The 21,712-nt window shown below is 62.3% G+C and carries 18 protein-coding genes; 11 read left to right on the forward strand and 7 right to left on the reverse strand.

Annotated features, from left to right (window positions below; all coding sequences use genetic code 11):
- Nucleotides 1-1,756, reverse strand: a 1,756-nt coding sequence (locus AACW18_RS11325) for a VCBS domain-containing protein (RefSeq protein ID WP_218388698.1), incomplete at its 3' end; no start/stop codon positions are given.
- An 80-nt stretch (nucleotides 1,757-1,836) separates the two neighbouring features.
- Nucleotides 1,837-2,130 (reverse strand): PilZ domain-containing protein, encoded by a 294-nt coding sequence (locus tag AACW18_RS11330; protein ID WP_256351856.1) that lies wholly within the window; start codon nucleotides 2,128-2,130, stop codon nucleotides 1,837-1,839.
- Nucleotides 2,131-2,316: 186 nt separating this feature from the next.
- On the opposite strand from AACW18_RS11330, the gene AACW18_RS11335 reads away from it, so the two are divergent.
- A complete protein-coding gene (locus tag AACW18_RS11335) occupies nucleotides 2,317-2,973 on the forward strand; it encodes a LuxR C-terminal-related transcriptional regulator (RefSeq protein WP_218388700.1) in 657 nt (218 codons plus the stop codon).
- A 276-nt stretch (nucleotides 2,974-3,249) separates the two neighbouring features.
- On the opposite strand, the gene AACW18_RS11340 is transcribed toward AACW18_RS11335, so the two are convergent.
- Both AACW18_RS11340 and dusC read right to left on the reverse strand, forming a co-directional pair.
- Nucleotides 3,250-3,618 carry a TraR/DksA family transcriptional regulator gene (locus AACW18_RS11340; protein WP_218388701.1) on the reverse strand — a complete coding sequence of 123 codons (369 nt, stop codon included), beginning with the start codon at nucleotides 3,616-3,618 and terminating at the stop codon, nucleotides 3,250-3,252.
- Between the two features lie 96 nt (nucleotides 3,619-3,714).
- Nucleotides 3,715-4,659, reverse strand: coding sequence for a tRNA dihydrouridine(16) synthase DusC (gene dusC / locus AACW18_RS11345; protein ID WP_218388702.1), 945 nt, complete (start codon nucleotides 4,657-4,659; stop codon nucleotides 3,715-3,717).
- A 177-nt stretch (nucleotides 4,660-4,836) separates the two neighbouring features.
- On the opposite strand from dusC, the gene AACW18_RS11350 reads away from it, so the two are divergent.
- The 4 genes from AACW18_RS11350 (at nucleotide 4,837) to AACW18_RS11365 (ending at nucleotide 9,129) form a co-directional block, all read left to right on the forward strand.
- Nucleotides 4,837-5,214, forward strand: coding sequence for a YbaN family protein (locus AACW18_RS11350; protein WP_218388703.1), 378 nt, complete (start codon nucleotides 4,837-4,839; stop codon nucleotides 5,212-5,214).
- Nucleotides 5,215-5,346: 132 nt separating this feature from the next.
- Nucleotides 5,347-5,892 (forward strand): adenine phosphoribosyltransferase, encoded by a 546-nt coding sequence (gene apt, locus AACW18_RS11355; protein WP_042654801.1) that lies wholly within the window; start codon nucleotides 5,347-5,349, stop codon nucleotides 5,890-5,892.
- Nucleotides 5,893-6,074: 182 nt separating this feature from the next.
- Nucleotides 6,075-8,684 (forward strand): DNA polymerase III subunit gamma/tau, encoded by a 2,610-nt coding sequence (gene dnaX, locus AACW18_RS11360; protein WP_218388704.1) that lies wholly within the window; start codon nucleotides 6,075-6,077, stop codon nucleotides 8,682-8,684.
- A 115-nt stretch (nucleotides 8,685-8,799) separates the two neighbouring features.
- A complete protein-coding gene (locus tag AACW18_RS11365; protein ID WP_042654799.1) occupies nucleotides 8,800-9,129 on the forward strand; it encodes a YbaB/EbfC family nucleoid-associated protein in 330 nt (109 codons plus the stop codon).
- A gap of 119 nt (nucleotides 9,130-9,248) precedes the next feature.
- Here the strand turns inward: AACW18_RS11365 and AACW18_RS11370 are convergent, their stop codons facing one another.
- Nucleotides 9,249-10,466, reverse strand: a complete 1,218-nt coding sequence (locus AACW18_RS11370; protein WP_218388705.1) for a S1 family peptidase — start codon at nucleotides 10,464-10,466, stop codon at nucleotides 9,249-9,251.
- A gap of 439 nt (nucleotides 10,467-10,905) precedes the next feature.
- The gene (locus AACW18_RS11375; RefSeq protein WP_218388706.1) at nucleotides 10,906-11,814 is read right to left on the reverse strand and encodes a LysR family transcriptional regulator; all 909 of its coding nucleotides are present in this window, start codon (nucleotides 11,812-11,814) and stop codon (nucleotides 10,906-10,908) included.
- Between the two features lie 118 nt (nucleotides 11,815-11,932).
- Between AACW18_RS11375 and AACW18_RS11380 the strand changes: the two genes are divergently transcribed.
- Entirely contained in the window at nucleotides 11,933-12,799 is an 867-nt protein-coding gene (locus AACW18_RS11380; protein WP_218388707.1) for a pirin family protein, read from the forward strand.
- A gap of 87 nt (nucleotides 12,800-12,886) precedes the next feature.
- Here AACW18_RS11380 and AACW18_RS11385 read toward each other — a convergent pair whose 3' ends face one another.
- Nucleotides 12,887-14,209, reverse strand: a complete 1,323-nt coding sequence (locus AACW18_RS11385) for a YjiH family protein (protein ID WP_218388708.1) — start codon at nucleotides 14,207-14,209, stop codon at nucleotides 12,887-12,889.
- Nucleotides 14,210-14,646: 437 nt separating this feature from the next.
- Between AACW18_RS11385 and AACW18_RS11390 the strand changes: the two genes are divergently transcribed.
- The 5 genes from AACW18_RS11390 to rplY all read left to right on the forward strand — a co-directional run bounded on the left by AACW18_RS11390 (nucleotide 14,647) and on the right by rplY (nucleotide 21,662).
- Entirely contained in the window at nucleotides 14,647-15,717 is a 1,071-nt protein-coding gene (locus tag AACW18_RS11390; protein WP_218291440.1) for a helix-turn-helix transcriptional regulator, read from the forward strand.
- An 83-nt stretch (nucleotides 15,718-15,800) separates the two neighbouring features.
- A complete protein-coding gene (locus tag AACW18_RS11395) occupies nucleotides 15,801-16,223 on the forward strand; it encodes a CBS domain-containing protein (RefSeq protein ID WP_042654793.1) in 423 nt (140 codons plus the stop codon).
- Nucleotides 16,224-16,399: 176 nt separating this feature from the next.
- On the forward strand, nucleotides 16,400-20,287 hold the full coding sequence (hrpA, locus tag AACW18_RS11400) for an ATP-dependent RNA helicase HrpA (protein WP_218388709.1): 3,888 nt from the start codon (nucleotides 16,400-16,402) through the stop codon (nucleotides 20,285-20,287).
- 73 nt (nucleotides 20,288-20,360) lie between these two features.
- A complete protein-coding gene (locus tag AACW18_RS11405; protein ID WP_218388996.1) occupies nucleotides 20,361-21,203 on the forward strand; it encodes a hypothetical protein in 843 nt (280 codons plus the stop codon).
- Between the two features lie 171 nt (nucleotides 21,204-21,374).
- On the forward strand, nucleotides 21,375-21,662 hold the full coding sequence (gene rplY / locus AACW18_RS11410) for a 50S ribosomal protein L25 (RefSeq protein WP_042654790.1): 288 nt from the start codon (nucleotides 21,375-21,377) through the stop codon (nucleotides 21,660-21,662).
- Nucleotides 21,663-21,712 lie beyond the last annotated feature (50 nt).

The following is a 21,712-nucleotide window of genomic DNA, read 5'->3' on the forward strand; positions in this document are numbered from 1 at the left end:
TGGTTTCGGTCAGGCCAGCGGTGCTGGAGCCGGTGATGATGGCGGCGTCGTTGCTGCCGTGCATCGTCACTGTCAACATCCGGCTGGTGCCGTCGGCGGTGGCCACGGTGATCGAGTCGGTGTAGTCGACGCCCCCCACAAACTCGTCGTGGGCGCTGCTCATGGTGTAGATCCAGGCGCCGCTGGCATCGATGCTGAAGGTGCCATAGCCATTGCTGCCAACCACGTTGGTCTGTGGCACGAAGTCCGCGGAGCTGTCCACGTCGGTGGCGTCGAGGTTGCCGCCGGTACTCTGGGCCGCATTGGTCTCGGTCAGGCTGGCGGTGCTGGAGCCTGTGATGATGGCTGCGTCGTTGGTGCCGTGCATCGTCACCGTCAACATCCGGCTGGTGCCGTCGGCGGTGGCCACGGTGATCGAGTCGGTGTAGTCGACGCCCCCCACAAACTCGTCGTGGGCACCGTTCATGGTGTAGATCCAAGCGCCGCTGGCATCGATGCTGAAGGTGCCATAACCATTGATGCCAGCCACGTTGGTCTGGACGACAAAGGCGTTGGAGCTGTCCACATCTGTGGCGTCGAGGTTGCCCCCGGTACTCTGGGCGGCGTTGGTCTCGGTCAGGCTGGCGGTGCTGGAGCCGGTAATAATCGCGGCGTCGTTGGTGCCGTGCATCGTCACCGTCAACATCCGGCTGGTGCCGTCGGCGGTGGCCACGGTGATCGAGTCGGTGTAGTCGACGCCCCCCACGAACTCGTCGTGGGCGCCGTTCATGGTGTAGGTCCAGGCCCCGGTATCGTCGATGCTGAAGGTGCCATAGCCATTGCTGCCAACCACGTTGGTCTGTGGCACGAAGTCCGCGGAGCTGTCCACGTCGCTGGCGTCGAGGTTGCCCCCGGTGCTCTGGGCGGCATTGGTTTCGGTTAGCTCCGCGGTGCTGGAGCCAGTAATAATCGCAGCGTCATTGGTGCCGTGCATCGTCACCGTCAGTACCCGGCTGGTGCCGTCGGCGGTGGCCACTGTGATCGAGTCGGTGTAGTCGACGCCCTCCACAAACTCGTCGTGGGCACCGTTCATGGTGTAGATCCAAGCGCCGCTGGCATCGATACTGAAGGTGCCATAACCATTGATGCCAGCCACGTTGGTCTGTGGCACGAAGTCCGCGGAGCTGTCCACGTCGGTGGCGTCGAGGTTGCCACCGGTGCTCTGGGCGGAGTTGGTCTCGGTCAGGCTGGCGGTGCTGGAGCCGGTGATGATGGCGGCGTCGTTGATGCCGGCAAAGGAGACCTGCGCGGTGGCCCAGCTCAGGGTGCCATTCCCGAGGCGGATCGAATAGGTGAAGGTGTCGCTCAGCGTCTCTCCTGCCGAGAGCGCCTGCAGGGCGTTTTTGAACGCTGCCGACAGCGTGCCGGCATCGTAGCCGACCTTGCCATCCGTGGTGATCCAGATCCTGGCGCCATTCAGGCTGGTGTCATTGCTGACGTCTTCGAATCTGGCGGTGTCCTGGGTGAGGAGATCGGTGGGAGCATAGCTCTTGGTGGCGGTGGACAAACTCTCCGCGTTGTCCAGTGACCAGAGCGTCTTCGCGTTGCCGCCCAAGTCGTTGGCCATGACATCCAGATAGACGACGCCCACGAGATCTTCGGTGATGAGACTCCCGCTCAGCCCGTCGATAAGGCCTGTAGTGAAAGTGTCATCCTTGGCTTGGGGACTGTTAGAGAATGAGGTAACGGTTCCGCTGCTGGTCGTTGTGATGGCCATGTCTGCTCTCCTTGAACCTATGATAAAAAACAACCTCGTTGGCTATCCGTCCGAACGGCGTGTTTCGACGACTCGAAAACCTAATTCACCAACAGTTGTAGTTCCCTGATCTTTACGGCGACGCCTATCAGGCCGCCGATATGTTCCGTTCGCACCACCTGGCCACGGCATTGCATCTTCATGGTCCTGTGCGCCGCCCCCAGATCGAGCTCGAAGCAGACTTCACCGTCATGAATGTCGGTGTCGTCCACTTCCAGATAGAAGCCGCCGACGCTGATGTCCCTGGTGAAGCCGCTCTGGCCTGCGAGCCGTATTGGCATCACCACCTGGACGCGTTCATCTCGACGTGCGTTGCCGTTCGATGTGTTTGTCATGGGATTTAGCCTAGGCCAGAAGAGGGGGCCGAAAAATGGAAAAATCTGGCCTATTTATCCGGGAAAAAGAGTCGTTCGATTTAGGACAAAAGCAGGACATTTCGACTAGTTTGAGAAGGGGGAAAAGCAGCCATAACGCGAGGGGATTGCTTGCAACGCCGCCGTCGGCGGTAGAGGAGCCAGGGTATGGATACCAGAGTCAACGTCATCTTGATCTGCGACTTGCCGATCGTGGCATGGGGCCTGCGAGAGATGATCGCCGCGCAGCCAGAGCAGATGGAACTCATCGCCTCGGTGGCGGATGCCTCCGAGGTGGCTCAGTGGATCGACAGTGACAAGCGCTATGTCGCATTGCTCGATCTGGATGGCCGCCATGGCATCGAGCAGATCCCCGCCTTGCTGTCCGGTTCGAACGTACGGGTACTGACCCTCTCCACCCGCAATGAGTTCGAGTTACAGGATAGGGCGGTATTGGCCGGGGCCTGTGGTGCCATCAGCAAGCACGAGCCGATCGAGGTGTTGTGCAAGGCCATCCAGAAGGTGCATGGGGGAGAGTATTGGGTCGATCGCGCCGCGACGGAACGCATCCTGATGGCGGTCGTCAGAGAGCAGGGCGCCAGCCATGCCGAGCAGGAGAAGATCGCACGGCTGACCCGTAAGGAGAAGCAGACCATAGCCGCCATCACCCTGGGATTGGATGCGAGCACCCTGGAGATTGCGGAGCGCCTCAACATCAGCGAACACACCTTGCGCAACCACCTGACCTCCATCTACGCCAAGCTGGGGGTACGTAACCGGGTGGGCTTGTATGCCTACGCGCAGAAGCATGCCCTGACCGGATGACAGAGCCGCCCATCCCAGGATGGCGAGGCGGTATCCTCAAGCTTGGTGGCTGGGAGGCACCGATTTTACCCCTGATTAGCCCACCGCCAAGGACCCCGAGCAAGGCGCAGCCATTGCCAGCCCCAGCAGCGCTGTTCGGACAGGCGGGGAGGGGATGATCCTGGCGTGATGAAGAGGCCGCAGGCGCGGTTTCATCATGCTCGGCAGTCAGGCTGCGGTTAACGGCGGGATATGTTGGTCAATCTGGAAGAGAGGATGCACTGAGGTGCACCCTTATCAGAGTTCGTGGGCGTGGAATCCCTTGCGATAGCGGGTTTCACAACGGGGACAGCGTTGCAGGGTTGGATCCTGCTCGAGCTGGGCAATGGCCAGCGGCTCCTCACAATCGGAGCAGAGGCCATAGAGACCCAAGTCCATTTGGCACAGCGCCGCGTCGAGCCGCTTGAGGTGCGCCACGCTCTGCTCTACCTTCGGCAAGTCGAGGCGACTGGTCAACTCAACCAGCTGATCATGTTCACAATGATCCACCTTCTCCGCCAATTCATCACGCCGACAGGCCTTGAGCTGACCTATCAGTTCTTCTCTTACATGCGCCCAGTCGGCCTGCAGGCGCTCACGCCATTCGGCCAACTGGGCTTGCGTCATTTCACACACAACAGCCCCCACAGACGAATTATAAAACTCGGTCAGTATAGGGAATCGAGTGGTTTATCAAGATGACATGAGTCAAGTAAAGGTCGGTTAGCTCACAGTTTTCGCGGCTTGCAGCAATGCTTCCCGGATAGGTCCCGTCTCCTTGTGCAGACGAATATCACGAAACAGCAGGTCGGCCTGGGGGTATTCACGCTTGAGGTAGCTGAACCACTGCTTGATCCGGCTGGGGTAGTAGTCGGCCTTCTCGCTCGCCAGATCCTGCTCGGTATAACCCACCATCAGCTGCAGCACCTCGGCCCAGCTCATGTGGGCACAGCCGGTCTTCATCACGTTGGCCAGATTGGGCAGGGAGATGGCGCCGCGTCCCACCATCAGGGCATCACAGCCGGAGACCCTGGCGCAGGCGAGCGCGTCGGCATGGTGCCAGATCTCGCCATTGGCGGTCACCGGAATGGGCAGGGCGCGGCGGATGGCATCCACGTACTCCCAGTGCGCCGGTGCCTTGTAGCCTTCGCGCTTGGTGCGGGCGTGCACCGCCAGCTCGTCGGCCCCTGCCTGATGGACGGCATGGGCATTGTCCAGATAGAGCTCCTTGTCATCGTAACCGAGGCGGATCTTGGCGCTCACCGGCAGATGGGCAGGCACCGCCTCGCGCACTGCCTTGACGATGCGATAGATAGTGTCGGGCTCTTTGAGCAAGACGGCGCCGCCCTTGCTCTTGTTCACCGTGGGGGCGGGGCAGCCAAAGTTGAGATCGACCCCGGGGGAGCCGAGCTCGATGGCGCGCACCGCGTTCTCGGCCAGCCATTCGGGGTGCTGACCCAGCAACTGCACCCGCACCGGGGTGCCGGCACGGGTCTTGCCATCCTGACGCAGCTCGGGGCAGAGACGATAGAACACCTTGGCAGGCAGCAGCTGATCGACGACCCGGATAAATTCGCTGACGCAGAGGTCGTAATCATTGACGGAGGTGAGCACCTCCCGCATCAGGTGATCCAGCACCCCCTGCATGGGGGCCAAAATAACGCGCATAGCTGCTTCCGAAGACAAGGGGAGAAAAAAGAGCGCAGATTGTAGTGGCAATGGGCGGCGTTGTCAGCCGTCTGCCCACTCGATGGGCCTAATCGACTGCCGCCGCATGGGCCAGGCTGTCAGCTTCCGGGCCAACTCTGTTAGGCTAAAGGCAGAGATGCATTCAGAGGAGTACCCATGAAACGCTGGTGTCTGATGGCCCTGGGCTGGCTTGCCTTCGCCACCGGGATAGTCGGGATAGTCCTGCCCCTGCTGCCGACCACGCCGTTCATGTTGCTGGCGGCGGCGCTGTTTGCCCGCTCGTCCCCCCGTTTCCATCGCTGGCTGCTGGCTCATCCCTGGTTCGGGCCACCCATCGTCGACTGGCAGCAGTATCGTGGCATTCGTCGTCATGCCCGGCGCCGGGCCATCATCTTCATTCTGCTCTCCTTCTCGGTGTCGCTGCTGGTGGTACCCATGCCCTGGGTACGCTTGCTGTTGGTTGCCATAATGGTGATCCTGCTCACCTGGTTAATGCGCCTGCCGGTGCTGGAGCCAGTTGCAATGGAGAAGTGAAATCCCTAAGCTATTGCGGCAATAATGCTATGGAGTCGGCCTGTCATTTTTTGCATGACGGGCCTTTTTATTGCCCACTGGCGGCATCGCAAGAGACGCCACATCAGGGCTCAAAAAATAAGCGGTCAAATAATGAATCCGGATACCCTGAAATTTATCGAAGCGAGCATCAAGACCATCCCCGACTATCCGAAGCCGGGCATCCTGTTTCGCGACATCACCAGCCTGATCGAGAACGCCGAGGCCTTCAAGGCCACCATCGATCTGCTGGCTGCACATTATCGTGATCAAGGGATCACCAAGATCGTCGGTACCGAGGCCCGCGGCTTCATCTTCGGTGCACCTGTCGCCTTCGCCATGGGCTTAGGCTTTGTACCGGTGCGCAAGCCGGGCAAACTGCCCCGCGCCGTGATCGAGGAGTCCTATGCCCTCGAGTACGGTACCGACACCCTGCAACTGCACACCGACGCCATAGTGCCCGGTGACAAGGTGCTGGTGGTCGACGATCTGCTGGCCACCGGCGGCACCGTCGATGCGACCGTCAAGCTCATCCGCCGTGCCGGTGGTGAAGTAGCCGATGCGGCCTTTATCATCTCCCTGCCGTCCCTGGGGGGCGATGCCCGCCTGACGGCGGCCGGCATCAAGGTGGTTTCACTGGTCGAATTGGCCGGCGAGTAAGGCTCCCGCCAGCGCGGCGTGCAGGCTTCGTCCGTCTGCCGTTCGCCCCCAAACCGGTGCCCCAGCGGCACCGGTTTGAAAATCAAGCGATCCCTCCCCAAGCGGCCGATAGCCGATACAGCCCGCCCCGCATTTGTGTTAGCATCCTGCCTCAATGCCTCGTTTTCCCAGCATCGAGATCTATGAGCTATCAGGTTCTGGCGCGTAAATGGCGCCCCCATACGTTTGAACAAGTGGTTGGCCAGCAGCATGTGCTGACCGCCTTGACCAATGCCCTGGATCAGGGACGGCTGCATCACGCCTATCTGCTCAGTGGTACCCGTGGGGTCGGCAAGACCACCATTGCCCGCATTCTGGCCAAGAGCCTCAACTGCGAGCAGGGGATCAGCAGCCACCCATGTGGCGTATGCGATACCTGCCGCGAGATCGATCAGGGCAACTTCGTCGATCTGCTGGAAATCGATGCGGCGTCGCGCACCAAGGTGGAAGACACCCGCGAGCTGCTGGACAACGTGCAGTACCGCCCGGCCCGCGGCCGCTTCAAGGTCTACCTCATCGATGAGGTGCACATGCTGTCCCGGCACAGCTTCAACGCGCTGCTGAAGACCCTGGAAGAGCCGCCGCCCTATGTGAAGTTCCTGCTGGCCACCACGGATCCGCAAAAGCTCCCCATCACCATATTGTCCCGCTGCCTGCAGTTCCACTTGAAGAGTCTGGATCAGAGCCAGATCGCCAAACAGCTCGAATGGGTGCTGGATCAGGAGGGTCAGCCGTTCGAGCCGCGGGCCCTGCTGGCCCTGGCCAAAGCCGCTGACGGCAGCATGCGCGATGCCCTGAGCCTCACCGATCAGGCGTTGGCCCATGGCAACGGCAGCGTGCGTCTGGACAGCGTGCTGACCATGCTGGGCACGCTCGACCACCATCATCTGCACCAGCTGCTGGAGGCCATCCTGCGCCAGGATGCCCCGGCCACCATGGCCAAGATCACCGAGATCGCCACCCTGGGGCCGGATTTCGACCAGCTCCACGCCGAATTGGAGGCCCTGCTTCATCGCGTCGCCATGGCGCAGCTGTTGCCTGCCAGCGTGCAGGAGCAGGGGGCGGATGCCGATGCCCTGCTGCAGCTGGCGGGCGCCATGAGCCCGGAAGAGGTGCAGCTCTGCTACCAGATCGTGTTGGGGGGACGCAAGGATCTGCCCTGGGCGCCGGATGGCCGCACCGCTCTCGAGATGACCTGCTTGCGGATGCTGGCGTTCTCGCCGCGCCGCGAGCCGCTGCACCCCGCCAACCTGACGGCCTTGCCCCCGTCCATGGCGGGACTCCCTGTGGCCATGCCTGCCGCAGGGAGGGAGGCCGCACCGGCCCCCTTGGGAAAGCCCCACGGGGCTGAGCCAGCCCCGAACCAGGCCGTCGCCACGCCGGTCCGACCGGCTGCGCCGACTAGCGCCCCGGTAGCCGTAGCGGCGCAGGCCGCGGCCATGGAAGAAACACCCGCCGTCACGGCCGCAGCGGTCGATGCCAGCGAGCAGAACAGCCTCGACGATGAGCCGAGTGCGCAACTGTTTGCCGAGCAGGACGAGCTGCTGCACGAGGCGCAGCGGATGGGGTATGAGGCGCCGGCGGCCAGGCCCGAGCCACTCGATCAGGTTCACGCCTTGGTGGCTACCGATGAGGCGGCGCCGGCTGAGCCGTCTCAGGCCGGGCCCTCGTACCATGAGCCTCTGCCGGCGAGCGCCCCAGAGCCCCTGGCCGTCACTCCGGCGCTGGAGGCCGCCCCGTCGGCGGCTTCCAGCATGCAGAGCCTGCTGGGCAAGCGCAACCTGCTGCGCAGCCGGCTGCGGGCTGAGCCCGGGGCGACGACCACTGCCCCTAGGGTGGCACCGACCAAGCCGGCGGCGCCCCAGCGTCCCGAGGTGCAACCGGCGACTCCGGCCGCCGCTGCCAGGCAGCCTGCGGCTCCAGTGCCTGCCTATGCCGCGCCCCAGATGGACTATGATGAGCTGCCGCCGCTCGATGCCTATGAGGACGGCGGCAACGATTACGAAGAGTACCTGAGCCAGGGCTTTGGTGACGGCGTTGCCACTGCTCCCACGATAGCGCCGGTGGCCCCTCCATCAATGGCTCGAGCGGCCCCCAGCCAGCAGCAGACTGCCCCGCAAAGGGCGCGTCCCAACCCGGACGATCTGCCCCCCTGGGATCTGGATGGGGTGCCCGCTACGAAAATTGACACGCCCACCTCTGTCGCGCCGGCAGTAGCGCCGATGCCGGTGCCCGCCGCCGAGCAAAGCGAATTGCAGCCAGCGGCACCCCTGATGGAAACCATCGACTGGGATGAGCTGGAGAGCGAAGCCCAGCCGGAGGAGGGGGAGGAGGTCGCCAGGCTTATTCCATCCTCCCTGCTGGTCAACTGCGGCGATCCCTGGGCCGAGCTCATCGCCCGCACCGGGGTCGGTGGCCGGCTGCGCCAGCTGGCGATCAACTCGGTGATGACCCGGCAGGGGGAGCGAGTGTCGCTTATCCTCAAGCCCGAGCAGCGCCATCTGGTCAGCGATCGGGCCCTTGCCGATCTGGCCGAGATCATCGGTCCAGAGCTTGGAGAGTCGGTGCGCGTCGAGGTGACGCTGGGCACGGATCCGGCGCGGGAGACCCCGCTCGAGATCGAGCACCGCCTCTATCTGGGGGTGCGTGAGCAGGTGAGCCGGGATCTGGCCGAGGATCCCAACGTACAATTTCTACAACAGCGATTCGGGGCCGTGCTCCACCCAGAGAGCATAGAGCCGCTGAGTCGCTAAATCCCATGCCGGGAGCCCGCTCCCGGTTGAAACGCAGCGTGGCTGTCCCCATATTCAGGACAGACAAACCCACAGCCCGGCGCTGGATGCCGGATTTCAATACGAGAGACGACCTATGTTTGGTAAAGGTGGAATGGGTAACCTGATGAAACAGGCCCAACAGATGCAAGAGCGCATGCAGAAGATGCAAGAGCAGCTTGCCCAGATGGAAGTAGTCGGTGAAGCCGGTGCTGGCATGGTCAAGGTCACCATGGCCGGCAGCCACAGCGTGCGCCGCATCGAGATCGATCCGAGTCTGATGGAAGATGACAAGGAGATGATCGAGGATCTGGTCGCCGCCGCCGTGAACGATGCCGTTCGCCGGGTGGAAGAGCAGAACAAGAGCAAGATGGGCGAGCTGACCGGTGGCATGCAACTGCCCCCGGGCTTCAAGATGCCGTTCTAAGCCAGTGGGTTCACCCTTGCGACCGCGCTATCTTGCGGCTCGAGGGGAACCAGAATGAAAAAGGCCAGAGCCATGCTCTGGCCTTTTTATTGATCAGCGTTTGGTAACTGTGGGGGAACTCAGGCTCTGCGGCGCCATGCCAGCGGCAACAACAGGAGGCCGAGCAGCCCTATGCTGCCGCCACCGGAGGAGGTGGTCGAGGCGTTGTGCGACTCAGTGCCGGACGAGGAACCGCCGGCGATGGCCGCACCGGTCTCGCGTCGCGGGGTGGTGACGGCGATGAGGCTTGCATCGAGACGCTGGCTGGCCCCATTGGGTTGGATGGCGTTGAGTCTCAACCGGTAGAGCTGATAGGTGTCCGGCGTGAAGTTCGCATCGAAGCGCAGCTTGATGCGGCATTGCTCGCCTGCCGCCAGCACGGACGGGCACTCGTTTCGCATGACCGGGGTGTCGGTGGTGGCGCCGTTCAGGGTGATCGCCTCGGCCGATCCGTTGAGCACCGTATAGCTGACCCAGCTGTGCTGGCCGGCGGGCAGGGCAACCAGTTGATGGCTGGTGAGGCTGATGGCGTTCATCTTCTCGGCCAGCCAGTCTCTGAACAGGGGCGCGAAGGTATAACCCCCTGGCTGTCCCAGGCCGCAGCGTTGACTGCCATAGCTGGTAATGCCGACGAGACCGCTCTGGTCGGTGAGGGGACCGCCACTGTCACCCCGGCAGGTATCCTGCCCGGCTATATTCCCGGCGAAGATATGAGTCTGGGTATTGTCATACATCCAGCGATCCCTGAAACCCTGAAATGCCAGCTCGACTTTCAGTAATTGCGGGCTGGCGAGGCTGGCGTCTGGATTAATTCCGCCATATCCCCAGGCCGAAAAACGAGAGGCGTTATTATAATCCGCGGGCATCTCCTTGGCGGAGATGGGCAGGGTATTATTTTTGCTGGTGGTGCTCAGGTGCAGCAGCGCAATATCCGAGTCGGCCTCCATATGGCCGGTACCGATATTTCTGATAAAGCCGCTGAGATAAGTGTCATGCATGATGATCTGATCGACCCTGATGCGCGCATGAGGCTTGCTGAGATCGCTCACCCCGATGGCCACCTGCATGCCGTCGAGCTTGGCCTCTTCCAGACAGTGGGCGGCGGTGAGCACCCAGTCCTTGGCAATCAGGGTGCCGCCACAGTAATTGCGCCACTGACCGTCGCTGTCGTTGCCGATGGCCACCATCCAGCTGGGCGCCGGGGTGGTGGTCCCGCCGAGAATACGCGGCACAGCGGCTTGTTGCCCATGGGCGACGGATGCAAATAATGACAACATGGTCAGCGATAATGTCTTCATGCTGGTATCGAGCATATTACTGTCTCTTTTGTTATTAATAATGAATCTGCTAATGTATTAAATGATACAGCGGTGAGTCATTTGAATATCGTGATCGGTATGGTGGTTTTAAATATTTATTTGTTTATTCATTTAATGATGCTGTCATTGATAGTGTATAAAATGTTCTGAAAATGATGCTTATATATATTGCATGGCAATCTCAGCCCGCAGGGATATTGGTTACTCTGGCCAGCCGCTTATTATTCTGAACTATATCAATTCACCGCTCGGGTGGGCGTTGTCCGCGCTGGGCCAAGATCGCCATATAAGGGTGAGCGCAGGAGTGCCGGCGTGGCGGGAGGACGTGGGGTAAGGGTGGCCAGCCGCCCAGTTCCCAGTCTCTCCTGGCGAGGGCCGCGCTGGCCCAGATAGAGAAGGGTGGGTATTTATCCTGGGCCTACTCTTCCTCCAGCGGCCTGAAGCAGTCAACCAGATGGTCGATCAGGGCGCGAACTGAGGGCAGCAGTCCACGGCGCGAGGGGAAGACGGCGTGGATGACTTCCCGGCGAGGAGCCCAGTCCGGCAGCAGCCGGATCAGCCGGCCGTCCGCCAGGGGCTCCCGCACCATCATGGCGGGCAGCTGTACCACCCCCACGCCGTCGATCGCCCCCTGGCGCAGAGTCTGCATGTCGGTCGCCACAAAGCGGGGGCTGTGATGCTGCTTCACCTGTGCCCCTTCCGGCCCCTGCAGCGTCCAGTGATGACCCTCTATGCTGGGCCCGTGCCCCAGGCTGGGCCAGGACAGCAGATCGGCGGGGGCCCGTGGCACCCCATGTTGTGCTAGCAGAGCGGGGCTGGCGACCAGGTACTGGTTCGCATGGCCCAGCACCCGCATGGCCAGATCGCTGTCTTCCAGCGGCAGCGGCCGTACCCTTATCGCCATGTCCAGCCCCTCGGCCACCACGTCGACCGCCCGGTTCACCCCGATCAGTTGCACGCTGACGCTGGGATACTGCATGGCGAACGCCACCAGCATGCTGCCGACATGGGCATGCTGCAGGTCGAGCGGACAGGAGAGCCGCACCAGGCCGCAAGGCGCCTGATGAGTGGATTCAATTACGGCCTGGGCCGCCTCGGCCTCGACCAGCACGGCGCGGCAGCGGGCATAATATGCCTGGCCCAGCTCGGTGACCGTGAAGCTGCGGGTCGAGCGCTGGATGAGCCGCACCCCCAGCCGCTCCTCCAGCATGGCGATGCGGCGACTGAGCTTGGATTTGGGCATGCCGAGCGCCCTGCCGGCCTGGGCAAAGCCGCCGTGATCCACCACCTGGACGTAGTAATAGAGATCGTTGAGGTCTTGCTGCATCGCTTATCGTTCACAAAATAGGACTCTGACGTCAAATAATACGCCTACCGCGAATATCGTTCTATATGCAGACTGTATCCAACGCCACCATCTCGGTGCGGCAACCTTGGAGAGCATCATGAAAAAAGTTATCGGTATCTACAGTGCACCTCGCCAACACTGGGTTGGCGACGGTTTCCCGGTCCGTTCGTTGTTCTCGTACCAGAGTCACGGCAAGGCGCTCAGCCCCTTCCTGTTGCTGGACAGGGCCGGGCCGGCGGAATTCGAGCCCGGCGACCATGCCCGTGGCGTGGGTCAGCATCCGCACCGTGGCTTCGAGACGGTCACCATCGTCTATGAGGGGGAGGTCGCCCACCGCGACTCGACCGGCCAGGGCGGCGTGATCGGCCCAGGCGACGTGCAGTGGATGAGCGCCGCCGCCGGCATCATGCACGAGGAGTTCCACTCGGAGGCCTTCACCCGTGCGGGCGGTACCCTTGACATGGTACAGCTCTGGGTCAACCTACCCGCCAGGGACAAGATGTCGGCGCCGGGCTATCAGGCCATCCGCAGCGACAGCATCCCCGAGGTCGCCTTGCCCGACGGGGCGGGTAGCGTGCGCCTCATCGCGGGCGACTACGCCGGTCGGCAGGGGCCCGCCCGCACCTTCTCGCCCATGAACGTCTGGGATCTGCGGCTCAAGGCCGGGGCCAGCCTGGTGCTCCCCGCGGTCGATGGCTGGAACACGGCCATAGTGGTGCTCAAGGGATCGGTGCGCATCAATGGTCAGGAGGAGGCGGGCGAGGCACAGCTGGTGCTGCTGGATCCCCGCGGCAGTGACCTCCAGCTTGAGACCCGCGAGGGGGTCTTGCTGTTGCTGCTCAGCGGTGAACCCATCGATGAGCCGATCGTGGGCTATGGCCCCTTCGTCATGAACTCGCAGGAGGAGATCACTCAGGCGATCGACGACTTCAACAGTGGACGCTTCGCCAATATCGCCCATTGATCCTCAGCGGCGTCCTTGATGTCGCCGGATAAAACAAACAAAGCGCCCGATGGCGCTTTGTTTGTTTCTGACGGGTGGTAACGGGGACTAGCTCAGCCAGCCCAGCGTCATTGCCAGCCGGCCACAGAGCGCGGCCAATATGATGCCGAGCAGGGTGCGCAGCAGCCAGATCATCACCAGCTGGCCCAGGCTCACCGGGATCTTGGTGGCCAGGACGCAGGGGATGGAGGCGGAGAAGAACAGCACCGAGCTCACCGACACCACGGCCGCGACATAGCGCACCAGCAGATCCGCGTCCTTGAGCAGGATGGCGGGCAGGAACATCTCCGCCAGCCCCGCCGCGAGCGCCCTGGCCGTGACCAGCGGCTCGCCCAGATCCAGCAGCCAGGTCAGGGGCCACAGCAACCAGCCAAGCAGATCGAACAGCGGCGTGTGTTGCGCCAGCAACAGCCCGAGCAGGCCGACCGACAAGATGGTGGGCACCACGGCGGCTGCCATGTAGAGCCCATCCTTGAGGTTGTCCTGCAACTGGCGCAGCACGGGGTCCGCCTGGCTGGCCTGGGTCAGCCCCGAATCCAGCGCGGCTTGCCAGCGGCTCTTGCCGGCGGGCAGGGGTTCATCGGTCTCGCCGTGGTGCGCCATGCCGGAGATGGGGGGCACCCGCGCCAGGATGGCGGTGATGACGAAGGTGATCACCAGGGTGGACCAGAAGTAGAAGTTCCAGTGCTCCATCAAGTTGAGGGTCTTGGCCACGATGATCATGAAGGCGGCCGACACCGTGGAGAAGCCGGTCGCGATGATGACCGCCTCCCGCACCGTGTACTTGCCCGCCAGGAAGACCCGGTTGGTGATGAGCAGGCCGACCGAGTAGCTGCCGACGAAGGAGGCGACCGCATCGATGGCGGAGTGGCCTGGGGTACGCCAGAGCGGCCGCATCACGGGTTGCATCAGCACCCCGATAAACTCGAGCAGACCGAAGCCGAGCAGGAAGGTGAGGGCCATGGCGCCGATGGGGACGATGAGGCCCACCGACATGGCCAGCTTGTCGAACAGGAAGGGCAGGCGATCCGGGGTCATCAGCCAGGCTGGCCCTACGCCGGCCACATACATGACGGCCAGCACCAGCCCGAGCAGCTTGAACAGGCTCAGCAGCCGGTCGATGGGGCGGGCCCGCCAGCGGCCGTCCAGCAGGGGCGTGATGGCGCCATAGGCGATCAGCAGCAGGATCAGCCCCAGGGCGAGCGGACGCTGCGCCATCAGGAATCCGGCCAGGTGATCCACCAGTATGGTGCTGCGTCCCGCCAGCTCAAAGGGCACGAAAAAGATGGCGATGCCCAGCACACTGGTCGCCAGCAGCTTGATGCCTACCCCCGGTTTGACGGGAGCGGCGAGTACCTGTTCAGGTTCCATTCTTCCTCCTTGTGATCCCCATGGGGCAACTCCTTCTGTGGTGTGAAATTGTATATACAATATCCATCCAAGGCCGAAATGGAAGCAATTAATAAACAAAAGTGCAACATTCGCTCAGGTCGGGTCTCGTATGAGGTTTGAACGGCGATGACTGAGGAGGGCGCGCCTGGTGCTGACGAAGGAGAAAAATGGCTGCCGAGGGGAAGGTAAAGCGCAGTGCCTGGAAAAGTGTGCGGGACAAACCTGTGGTATAACGACAAAAGCAATATGAAACATTAGCTTGGATTTAAAAATTCCCTGCCCCTTCATTCATAGAGACTTTTCTCATTACTATTTATGGATTGGTCATAAAACCTTTGTTCATTTGACTACTTTTCGTGTTTCCCATTGCAGAGTAAGATGCCACTTCAATAAAAATAAGAATTGGGAGTTCGGGTGTGAAGGCATTAGAAAAAGAAAGGATATCGCCGTATATCAGCCAGTTATACGAGTGCGGTATTAATGACTCTGACATTAAGTTGGTGGTGGACCAATTTCGCTCCGACCTGTCCGGCAGCTCGTCCCTGTTCTTATTGCGGGATGATGACAAGAGCGACGGGATCAAGCTCTTCTCCAGCGGCCTGAGCGAGGCGCAGCAGCAGTTCTATGTGCAGCACCATCGCCAGGATGTGTGGTTTAACCATTACCTGGACAAGGGCTGCCAGGGCATCGTGAGCGCCAACGCCATCTCCAACTCCGCCGGCCTGCTGGCCAGCTTCGGCGCCCAGTTCGCGGCGGGCGGCGTCTGCCGGGTGAAGGGGCGCGGCCTCAGCAGCCTGTGCAGTTATCGCGGCGCCGCCCAGGATGACTTCAGTGCCCAGGATCTCTCCTCCCTGACCGAGATCTATTCCGGCCTGGCCGCCTGGAGTCAGCATTATTGGAACCTGCTGGCCCTGGAAACCCAGAACTATCAGCTGCAACAGCTGGTGAAAAACCATAATAAGCCCAGTGCCATCATCGATGACAAAGGCCATATTCATTATTCCAATGTGGCGTTTAACCGGATCTCCGATGAAAATGTGGAGCTGCGGGCGATCAATGGTATTTTCTCGCTGCAAAATAAGGAGCAGCAACGCCAGCTCAAGGAGATATTGAATGGCTTTGCCTATCTGTTGCCGGGGGCGAGCGCTTATATGTCCATTCCCCGTCAGGCCAATTTAAGGCCGCTGCTGATCCAGTGCACCCTGATGAGTGGGCTCAGCCGCTTCGAGCGTTATGTCGAGGTGGTGCTGCGCGATCCCGAGCACTCCTTCAATCCCGACATAGAGGCGCTGGCCAGCCTCTATCCGCTGACCATAGGCGAGAAGGAGCTGCTGGTGCTGATGAGCAAGGGCTACAGCAGCAACGATATCGCCGAGCTGCGAGGGGTCAAGGTCGAGACAGTCCGCTCCACCCTGAAGGGGGTGTTCAAGAAGACCGACTGCCACAGCCAGAACGAGCTTCTGCTGCTGCTGCAATCCATCTCCTGAGATGCTGCCAGCTATGCTTGGAGTGAGCCGGACATAGTGCCCGGCTTGCGCCTCCCGCCCGGGAGGCCTGTGGGGGAAGCGTCATGGAATCACTCAAGGCGAAGGATTATATGCAGACCAGGCCCATCACGTTCGGCGCGGACATGATGGTGCAGACGGCGGTCGCCAAGTTTCTCAACAGCCACCAGCTCGGTGGCCCTGTGGTGGATGCCAAGGGCCATCTGATCGGCTGGGTGTCGGAGCAGGACTGCATCGCCGTCATGTTGAAAGAGGCCTATCACTGCGAGCAGGTGGCTCAGGTCAAGGATGTGATGCGCAAGGAGGTGCTGGCCGTCGGACCCGACACCAGCATCCTGGAGCTGGCGGAGATGATGATGGGCCAGAAACCCAAGATCTATCCGGTGGTGGAGGAGGGGCGCCTGCTCGGGGTGATCAGCCGCCACAACGTGATGCAGGCAATCCATGCCCAGCTGGGTACTTGCTTCGTGCATCAGGCCAGGGGCTGACGCCCGGCTCGACATTCGTCATCAGGAGCAGGCCGGGTGCCTGCTCTTTTCATCCGTACCATTGCGCTTATCCGGACTCGGCACGCTTTAAGGCTTGCACCGCTCCCGCCCGCTCTTTAGGATCTCCCCAGCTATCGATATGGCCCCCCGCGGGCTTTCTATAAGGAATCTGTACCTTGTCTCTCTCTATCGAGGCGCTGCGCCGCCGTCTCTCTGCCTGCATGAATCTTGATGCCCGTCGCCTTTCCAGTCGCCTGCACGGGGTCAAGAAATTGCCTGAGGGCAAACAGACCGCCGTGCTGGAGACCCTGGCCGCCGAGCTGGACAGCGCCGAGGCGCGCTATCGCTCCCGCCTGGCGGGGGTGCCCAAGGTCACCTACCCGGCCAACCTGCCGGTCAGCCAGAAGCAGGCCGAGATCGCCAAGGCGATCAGTGAGCATCAGGTGGTGATCATCGCCGGCGAAACCGGCTCGGGCAAGACCACCCAGATCCCCAAGATCTGCCTGGCGCTCGGGCGCGGGGTGAAAGGCTACATAGGCCACACCCAGCCGCGCCGGCTGGCGGCCCGTACCGTGGCGGCCCGCATCGCCGAGGAGATGCAGTCCGAGCTCGGCCAGTACGTGGGCTACAAGGTGCGCTTCACCGATCAGGTGAGCGAGCAGACCCACATCAAGCTGATGACCGACGGCATCCTGCTGGCGGAGATCCAGCACGATCGGATGCTGACCCAGTACGACACCATCATCATCGATGAGGCCCACGAGCGCAGCCTCAACATCGACTTCATCCTGGGCTACCTCAAGCAGCTGCTGCCGAGGCGGCCGGATCTCAAGGTGATCATCACCTCGGCCACCATAGATCCCCAGCGCTTCTCCAATCACTTCAACCAGGCGCCGGTGATAGAGGTGTCCGGCCGCACCTACCCGGTGGAGGTGCGCTATCGGCCGCTGCTGGAGGGCGAGGGGGATCGCGACGAACTGCAGGGCATCTTCGATGCGGTCGAGGAGCTGGCGCGCGAAGGGCTGGGGGACATCCTCATCTTCATGAACGGCGAGCGGGAGATCCGCGACACCACCGACGCCCTGCGCAAGCTCAACCTGCGCGATACCGAGGTGCTGCCGCTCTACGCGCGCCTCTCCAACAGCGAACAGAACAAGGTGTTCCAGCAGCACGCCGGCCGGCGCATCGTGCTCGCCACCAACGTGGCGGAGACCTCGCTGACGGTGCCGGGCATCCGCTATGTGATCGATCCGGGTACCGCCCGCATCAGCCGCTACTCCTGGCGCACCAAGGTGCAGCGTCTGCCCATAGAGCCCGTCTCCCAGGCCAGCGCCAACCAGCGCATGGGGCGCTGCGGTCGGGTCGCGGACGGTATCTGCATCCGCCTCTACAGCGAGGAAGATTTCAACAACAGGCCCGCCTTCACCGATCCCGAGATCCTGCGCACCAACCTGGCCTCGGTCATCCTGCAGATGCTGGCGCTGGGCCTTGGCAACATGGAGGCCTTCCCCTTCGTCGAGCCGCCGGAGTCGCGCCACATCAAGGACGGCCTCTCCCTGCTCAAGGAGCTGGAGGCGGTGCGCGAGCTGCCCGCCAGCCGCGAGCAGGAGCCCAAGCTGCAGCTGACCGAGAGTGGCCGCCAGCTGTCGCGCATCCCGCTTGATCCCAGACTCGCCAAGATGGTGATCACGGCGGCGCAGACCGGCTGCCTGAGCGAGGTGATGGTGATCACCGCTGGCTTGAGCATCCAGGATCCCCGCGAGCGGCCGATGGAGAAGAAGCAGGCCGCCGACGAGCAGCACCGCCGCTTCGAGGACAAGGAGTCCGACTTCCTCGCCTTCGTCAACCTGTGGAACTACCTGAAAGAGCAGCAAGACCTGCTGGGCAGCAACCCGTTCCGCCGCCTGTGCCAGAAGGAGTTTCTCTCCTACCTGCGGGTGCGCGAGTGGCAGGACATCCACTTCCAGCTGCGCCAGACGGTGAAAGAGCTGGGCTTCAAGAGCAACTCGGAGCCGGCGGACTTCAAGACGGTGCACTGCGCCCTGCTGACCGGCCTGCTCAGTCACATCGGCAACAAGGATCTGGAGAAGCCGGAGTTTCTGGGGGCCCGCAACGGCCGCTTCCACCTCTTCCCGGCCTCCGGCCTGTTCAAGAAGCCGCCCAAGTGGGTGATGGCCGCCGAGCTGGTGGAGACCTCCCGCCTCTATGCCCGCATCAACGGTCGCATCGAGCCCGAGTGGGTGGAGCCGCTGGCCGGTCACCTCATCAAGCTGCACCACAGCGACCCCCACTGGTCGAAGAAGAACGGCGCCGTCATGGCCAAGGAGAAGGTGACCCTCTATGGCCTGACCCTGGTCAACGAGCGGCTCATCAACTTCAGCACCCTGGATCCCGTCCTGTGCCGCGAGCTGTTCATCCGCCGCGCTCTGGTGGAGGGGGACTTCGAGACCCGCCATCGCTTCTTCGGCGAGAACCGCAAGCTGCTGGCCGAGGTGGAGGCGCTGGAGCACAAGTCGCGCCGCCGCGACATCCTGGTGGATGACGAGGACCTGTTCCGCTTCTACGACGCCCGCTTGCCCCAGGAGGTGATCTCCAGCCGTCACTTCGACAAGTGGTGGAAGGAGGCGCAGAAGCAGGATCCCGAACTGCTCAACTTCGAGCGGGAGATGCTGATGAAGGGGGATGCGGCCCACATCAGCGATCTCGACTACCCGAACTTCTGGCTGCAGGGGCGGCTCAAGCTCAAGCTGAGCTACCAGTTCGAGCCTGGGGAGGCGGCCGACGGTGTCACCCTGCACATCCCGCTGCCGCTGCTCAACCAGGTGGAGGTGAAAGGCTTCGAGTGGCTGATCCCCGGCCTGCGCCACGAGCTGCTGGTGGCGCTGATCAAGTCGATGCCAAAGCCGATGCGCAAGAACTTCGTGCCGGCCCCCAACTATGCCGATGCGCTGCTCGCCAGCATAAACCCCGAGCAGGGGCCGCTGCTGGACGAGATGGAGCGCCAGCTGCGGCGCATGACAGGGGTGACTGTGCCGCGCGAGGCCTGGGATTGGTCGGCGGTGCCCGATCACCTGAAACTCACCTTCCGGGTGCTGGATGACAAGCACAAGCCCATCGCGGAGGGCAAGGATCTGGAGGCGCTGAAGGAATCCCTGCGTGGCAAGGTGCAGGAGACCCTGTCCCAGGTGGCGGATGACGACATAGAGCAGTCCGGCCTCACCCTGTGGAGCTTTGGCGAGCTGCCGAAGGAGTACAGCCAGAAGCGCGGCGGCTTCGAGGTGAAGGCCTATCCGGCTTTGGTCGATCAGAAAGACTCGGTCGCGATCCAGTTGGTGGAGAGCTCGGTGGCCCAGCAGCAGCTGATGTGGAGCGGTCAGCGTCGGCTGATCCTGCTGGGGGTGCCATCCCCCATCAAGTACCTGCAGGAGAAGCTGCCGAACAAGGCCAAGCTCGGCCTCTACTTCAACCCCTTCGGCAAGGTGGCGGAGCTGATCGATGACTGCATCGCCTGCGGCTGCGACAAGCTGATCGAGCGCCACGGCGGCCTGGCCTGGGATGAAGCGGGCTTCGAGGCGCTCAAGGAGTTCGTGCGCGCCGAGCTCAACGATGCCGTGGTGGAGGTCGCGAGTCAGGTGGAAACCGTGCTGACCCTGTCCCACGAGATCAAGAAAAGGCTCAAGGGCAAGATGCAGCTCGATACCGCCTTCGCCATGTCCGACATCCAGTTGCAGCTCGACAAGCTCATCCACAAGGGCTTCGTGACCGAGACCGGCTGGCAGCGGCTGCCGGACCTGCTGCGCTACCTGCGCGCCATCGAGCGGCGGATGGAGAAGCTGGCCATCGATCCGAACCGCGACCGGGTCTACATGCTCAAGGTGCAGAGCGTCGAGGCCGACTACAAGGCGCTGCTCGCCAAGATCCCTAAATCCCAGCCGATCCCGGCCGAGGTGGCCAACATCCGCTGGATGATCGAGGAGCTGCGGGTCTCCTTCTTCGCCCAGCAGCTGGGGACCCCTTATCCGGTCTCCGACAAGCGGGTCTTGAATGCGATAGCCCAATGCTAAGTTGCTATGTGGCTGTTTTTCTGCGCCATAATGTGACGGAATGCTTGGGCGAAGAGAGCGAGGGGAGGTGGTGATGCTGGGGATCTGGTTAGGAGTGGCGCTGGTCAACATCAGCGGCTATCAACCCATTGCGGAGCAAACCTGGGTGCAGCTCAATCCGGAATACTATCCGCTGCACCGCGCCGTGCCCCCCATCTTCGTGGCCTGGCGGGGCAACCAGTTCCCGCCGCTGGAACAGAAGAAGAAGAACGGCCACTGGCAAGTCCTGTTCCCCGCCCGGCTGGTGCCCCCTTTCGATCTATTCGAGGGGGAGGCCCAGCTCTCCAAGGCGTATCTGGCGCGCCTCAAGCGCATCGACGAGATGGCCTATGGCATGGCGCCCCATCAAGCGGTCAGTCAACTCGCCAGTGCGCCCTCGTCATGGGATGAGGGGAGCAGTGCCCCCTTTATCGCCGAGTTCTCGCTGCCGGGGATGAGCGCGGCAAAGGGAAGGACGACGGAGACGGAACCCCTGCTGGCCAGCCTGATGCACCATGGCGCCCTGGGCTCGCAGGCGTCCGAGCGGGCCGCCGCAGTGCAGATCGCGGCCGTCAGCCAGCTGGTCGAGGCGACCACCCTGACCCTGTCTGCGCCGGCGGCGGGAGGCGAGTCGCGGCTCTGCCATCAGGTGGTGGCGGGGGAGACCCTCTGGCGCATCGCGAGCCAGCTGGTGGGGCAGGGAGCCCAGGCCGGGGCCGATACCTACAGCTATCTGCTGGCGCTGGTGGCGGAGAACCGGACCAGCATGGGCAAGGGGATCCAGGTGCGGGCCGGCCAGAGCCTCTACTGCCCGCGGGCCGAGACCCTGGCCCAGTTCGATGCCATGAGCCCGGCCCAGCGCCAACAACAGTTTGCCCGGCTGGAGCAGGGGCACTGATCGCCCAGGGCCCGCCGCCGCGACAGTTCGTCTGATGGGAAGGCTCGGGGGATCCCGCACGGTTCGCGGCTTGTATCCGCTATGACCCCATGCTAGTATTCGCGCTCGTTTTGCGAGGTGCTGACCGGTCGCAGTCAACACCATAAATTCATCTTAAAAGAGATAACAACTATGTCTTTCGTATTCCAAGCTGAAGTCCGTTCTGACCTGGGGAAAGGTGCGAGCCGCCGCCTGCGTCACGCTGACCAAGTTCCTGCCATCATCTACGGTGCAGGCAAAGAAGCTCTGTCCATCACCCTGGACCACAAAAAAGTAGTACTGGCCCAAGAAAAGCCGGAATTCTACGAGTCCGTACTGACCATGGTCATCAACGGCGAAGAAGTTAACGTAAAAGTGAAGGCTATCCAGCGTCACCCGGTACGTTACAAGCTGGTTCACCTGGACTTCGTTCGCGTCTAATCGCGTCGATCCGGTTGAATTAAGAAGCCACTCTTCGGAGTGGCTTTTTG

This window comes from Aeromonas sp. sia0103 (assembly GCF_963895295.1).
GTDB classification, from domain to species: Bacteria; Pseudomonadota; Gammaproteobacteria; order Enterobacterales; family Aeromonadaceae; genus Aeromonas; species Aeromonas encheleia.

Coding starts and splice junctions, on each gene's coding strand:
- AACW18_RS11405 (WP_218388996.1), top strand. CDS start 20,361: ATGCTGGGGATCTGGTTAGGAGTGGCGCTGGTCAACATCAGCGGCTAT.
- rplY (WP_042654790.1), top strand. CDS start 21,375: ATGTCTTTCGTATTCCAAGCTGAAGTCCGTTCTGACCTGGGGAAAGGT.
- AACW18_RS11340 (WP_218388701.1), bottom strand. CDS start 3,618: ATGACGCAAGCCCAGTTGGCCGAATGGCGTGAGCGCCTGCAGGCCGAC.
- AACW18_RS11335 (WP_218388700.1), top strand. CDS start 2,317: ATGGATACCAGAGTCAACGTCATCTTGATCTGCGACTTGCCGATCGTG.
- AACW18_RS11330 (WP_256351856.1), bottom strand. CDS start 2,130: ATGACAAACACATCGAACGGCAACGCACGTCGAGATGAACGCGTCCAG.
- dnaX (WP_218388704.1), top strand. CDS start 6,075: ATGAGCTATCAGGTTCTGGCGCGTAAATGGCGCCCCCATACGTTTGAA.
- AACW18_RS11375 (WP_218388706.1), bottom strand. CDS start 11,814: ATGCAGCAAGACCTCAACGATCTCTATTACTACGTCCAGGTGGTGGAT.
- AACW18_RS11370 (WP_218388705.1), bottom strand. CDS start 10,466: ATGAAGACATTATCGCTGACCATGTTGTCATTATTTGCATCCGTCGCC.
- AACW18_RS11380 (WP_218388707.1), top strand. CDS start 11,933: ATGAAAAAAGTTATCGGTATCTACAGTGCACCTCGCCAACACTGGGTT.
- AACW18_RS11385 (WP_218388708.1), bottom strand. CDS start 14,209: ATGGAACCTGAACAGGTACTCGCCGCTCCCGTCAAACCGGGGGTAGGC.
- AACW18_RS11350 (WP_218388703.1), top strand. CDS start 4,837: ATGAAACGCTGGTGTCTGATGGCCCTGGGCTGGCTTGCCTTCGCCACC.
- AACW18_RS11365 (WP_042654799.1), top strand. CDS start 8,800: ATGTTTGGTAAAGGTGGAATGGGTAACCTGATGAAACAGGCCCAACAG.
- AACW18_RS11395 (WP_042654793.1), top strand. CDS start 15,801: ATGGAATCACTCAAGGCGAAGGATTATATGCAGACCAGGCCCATCACG.
- apt (WP_042654801.1), top strand. CDS start 5,347: ATGAATCCGGATACCCTGAAATTTATCGAAGCGAGCATCAAGACCATC.
- dusC (WP_218388702.1), bottom strand. CDS start 4,659: ATGCGCGTTATTTTGGCCCCCATGCAGGGGGTGCTGGATCACCTGATG.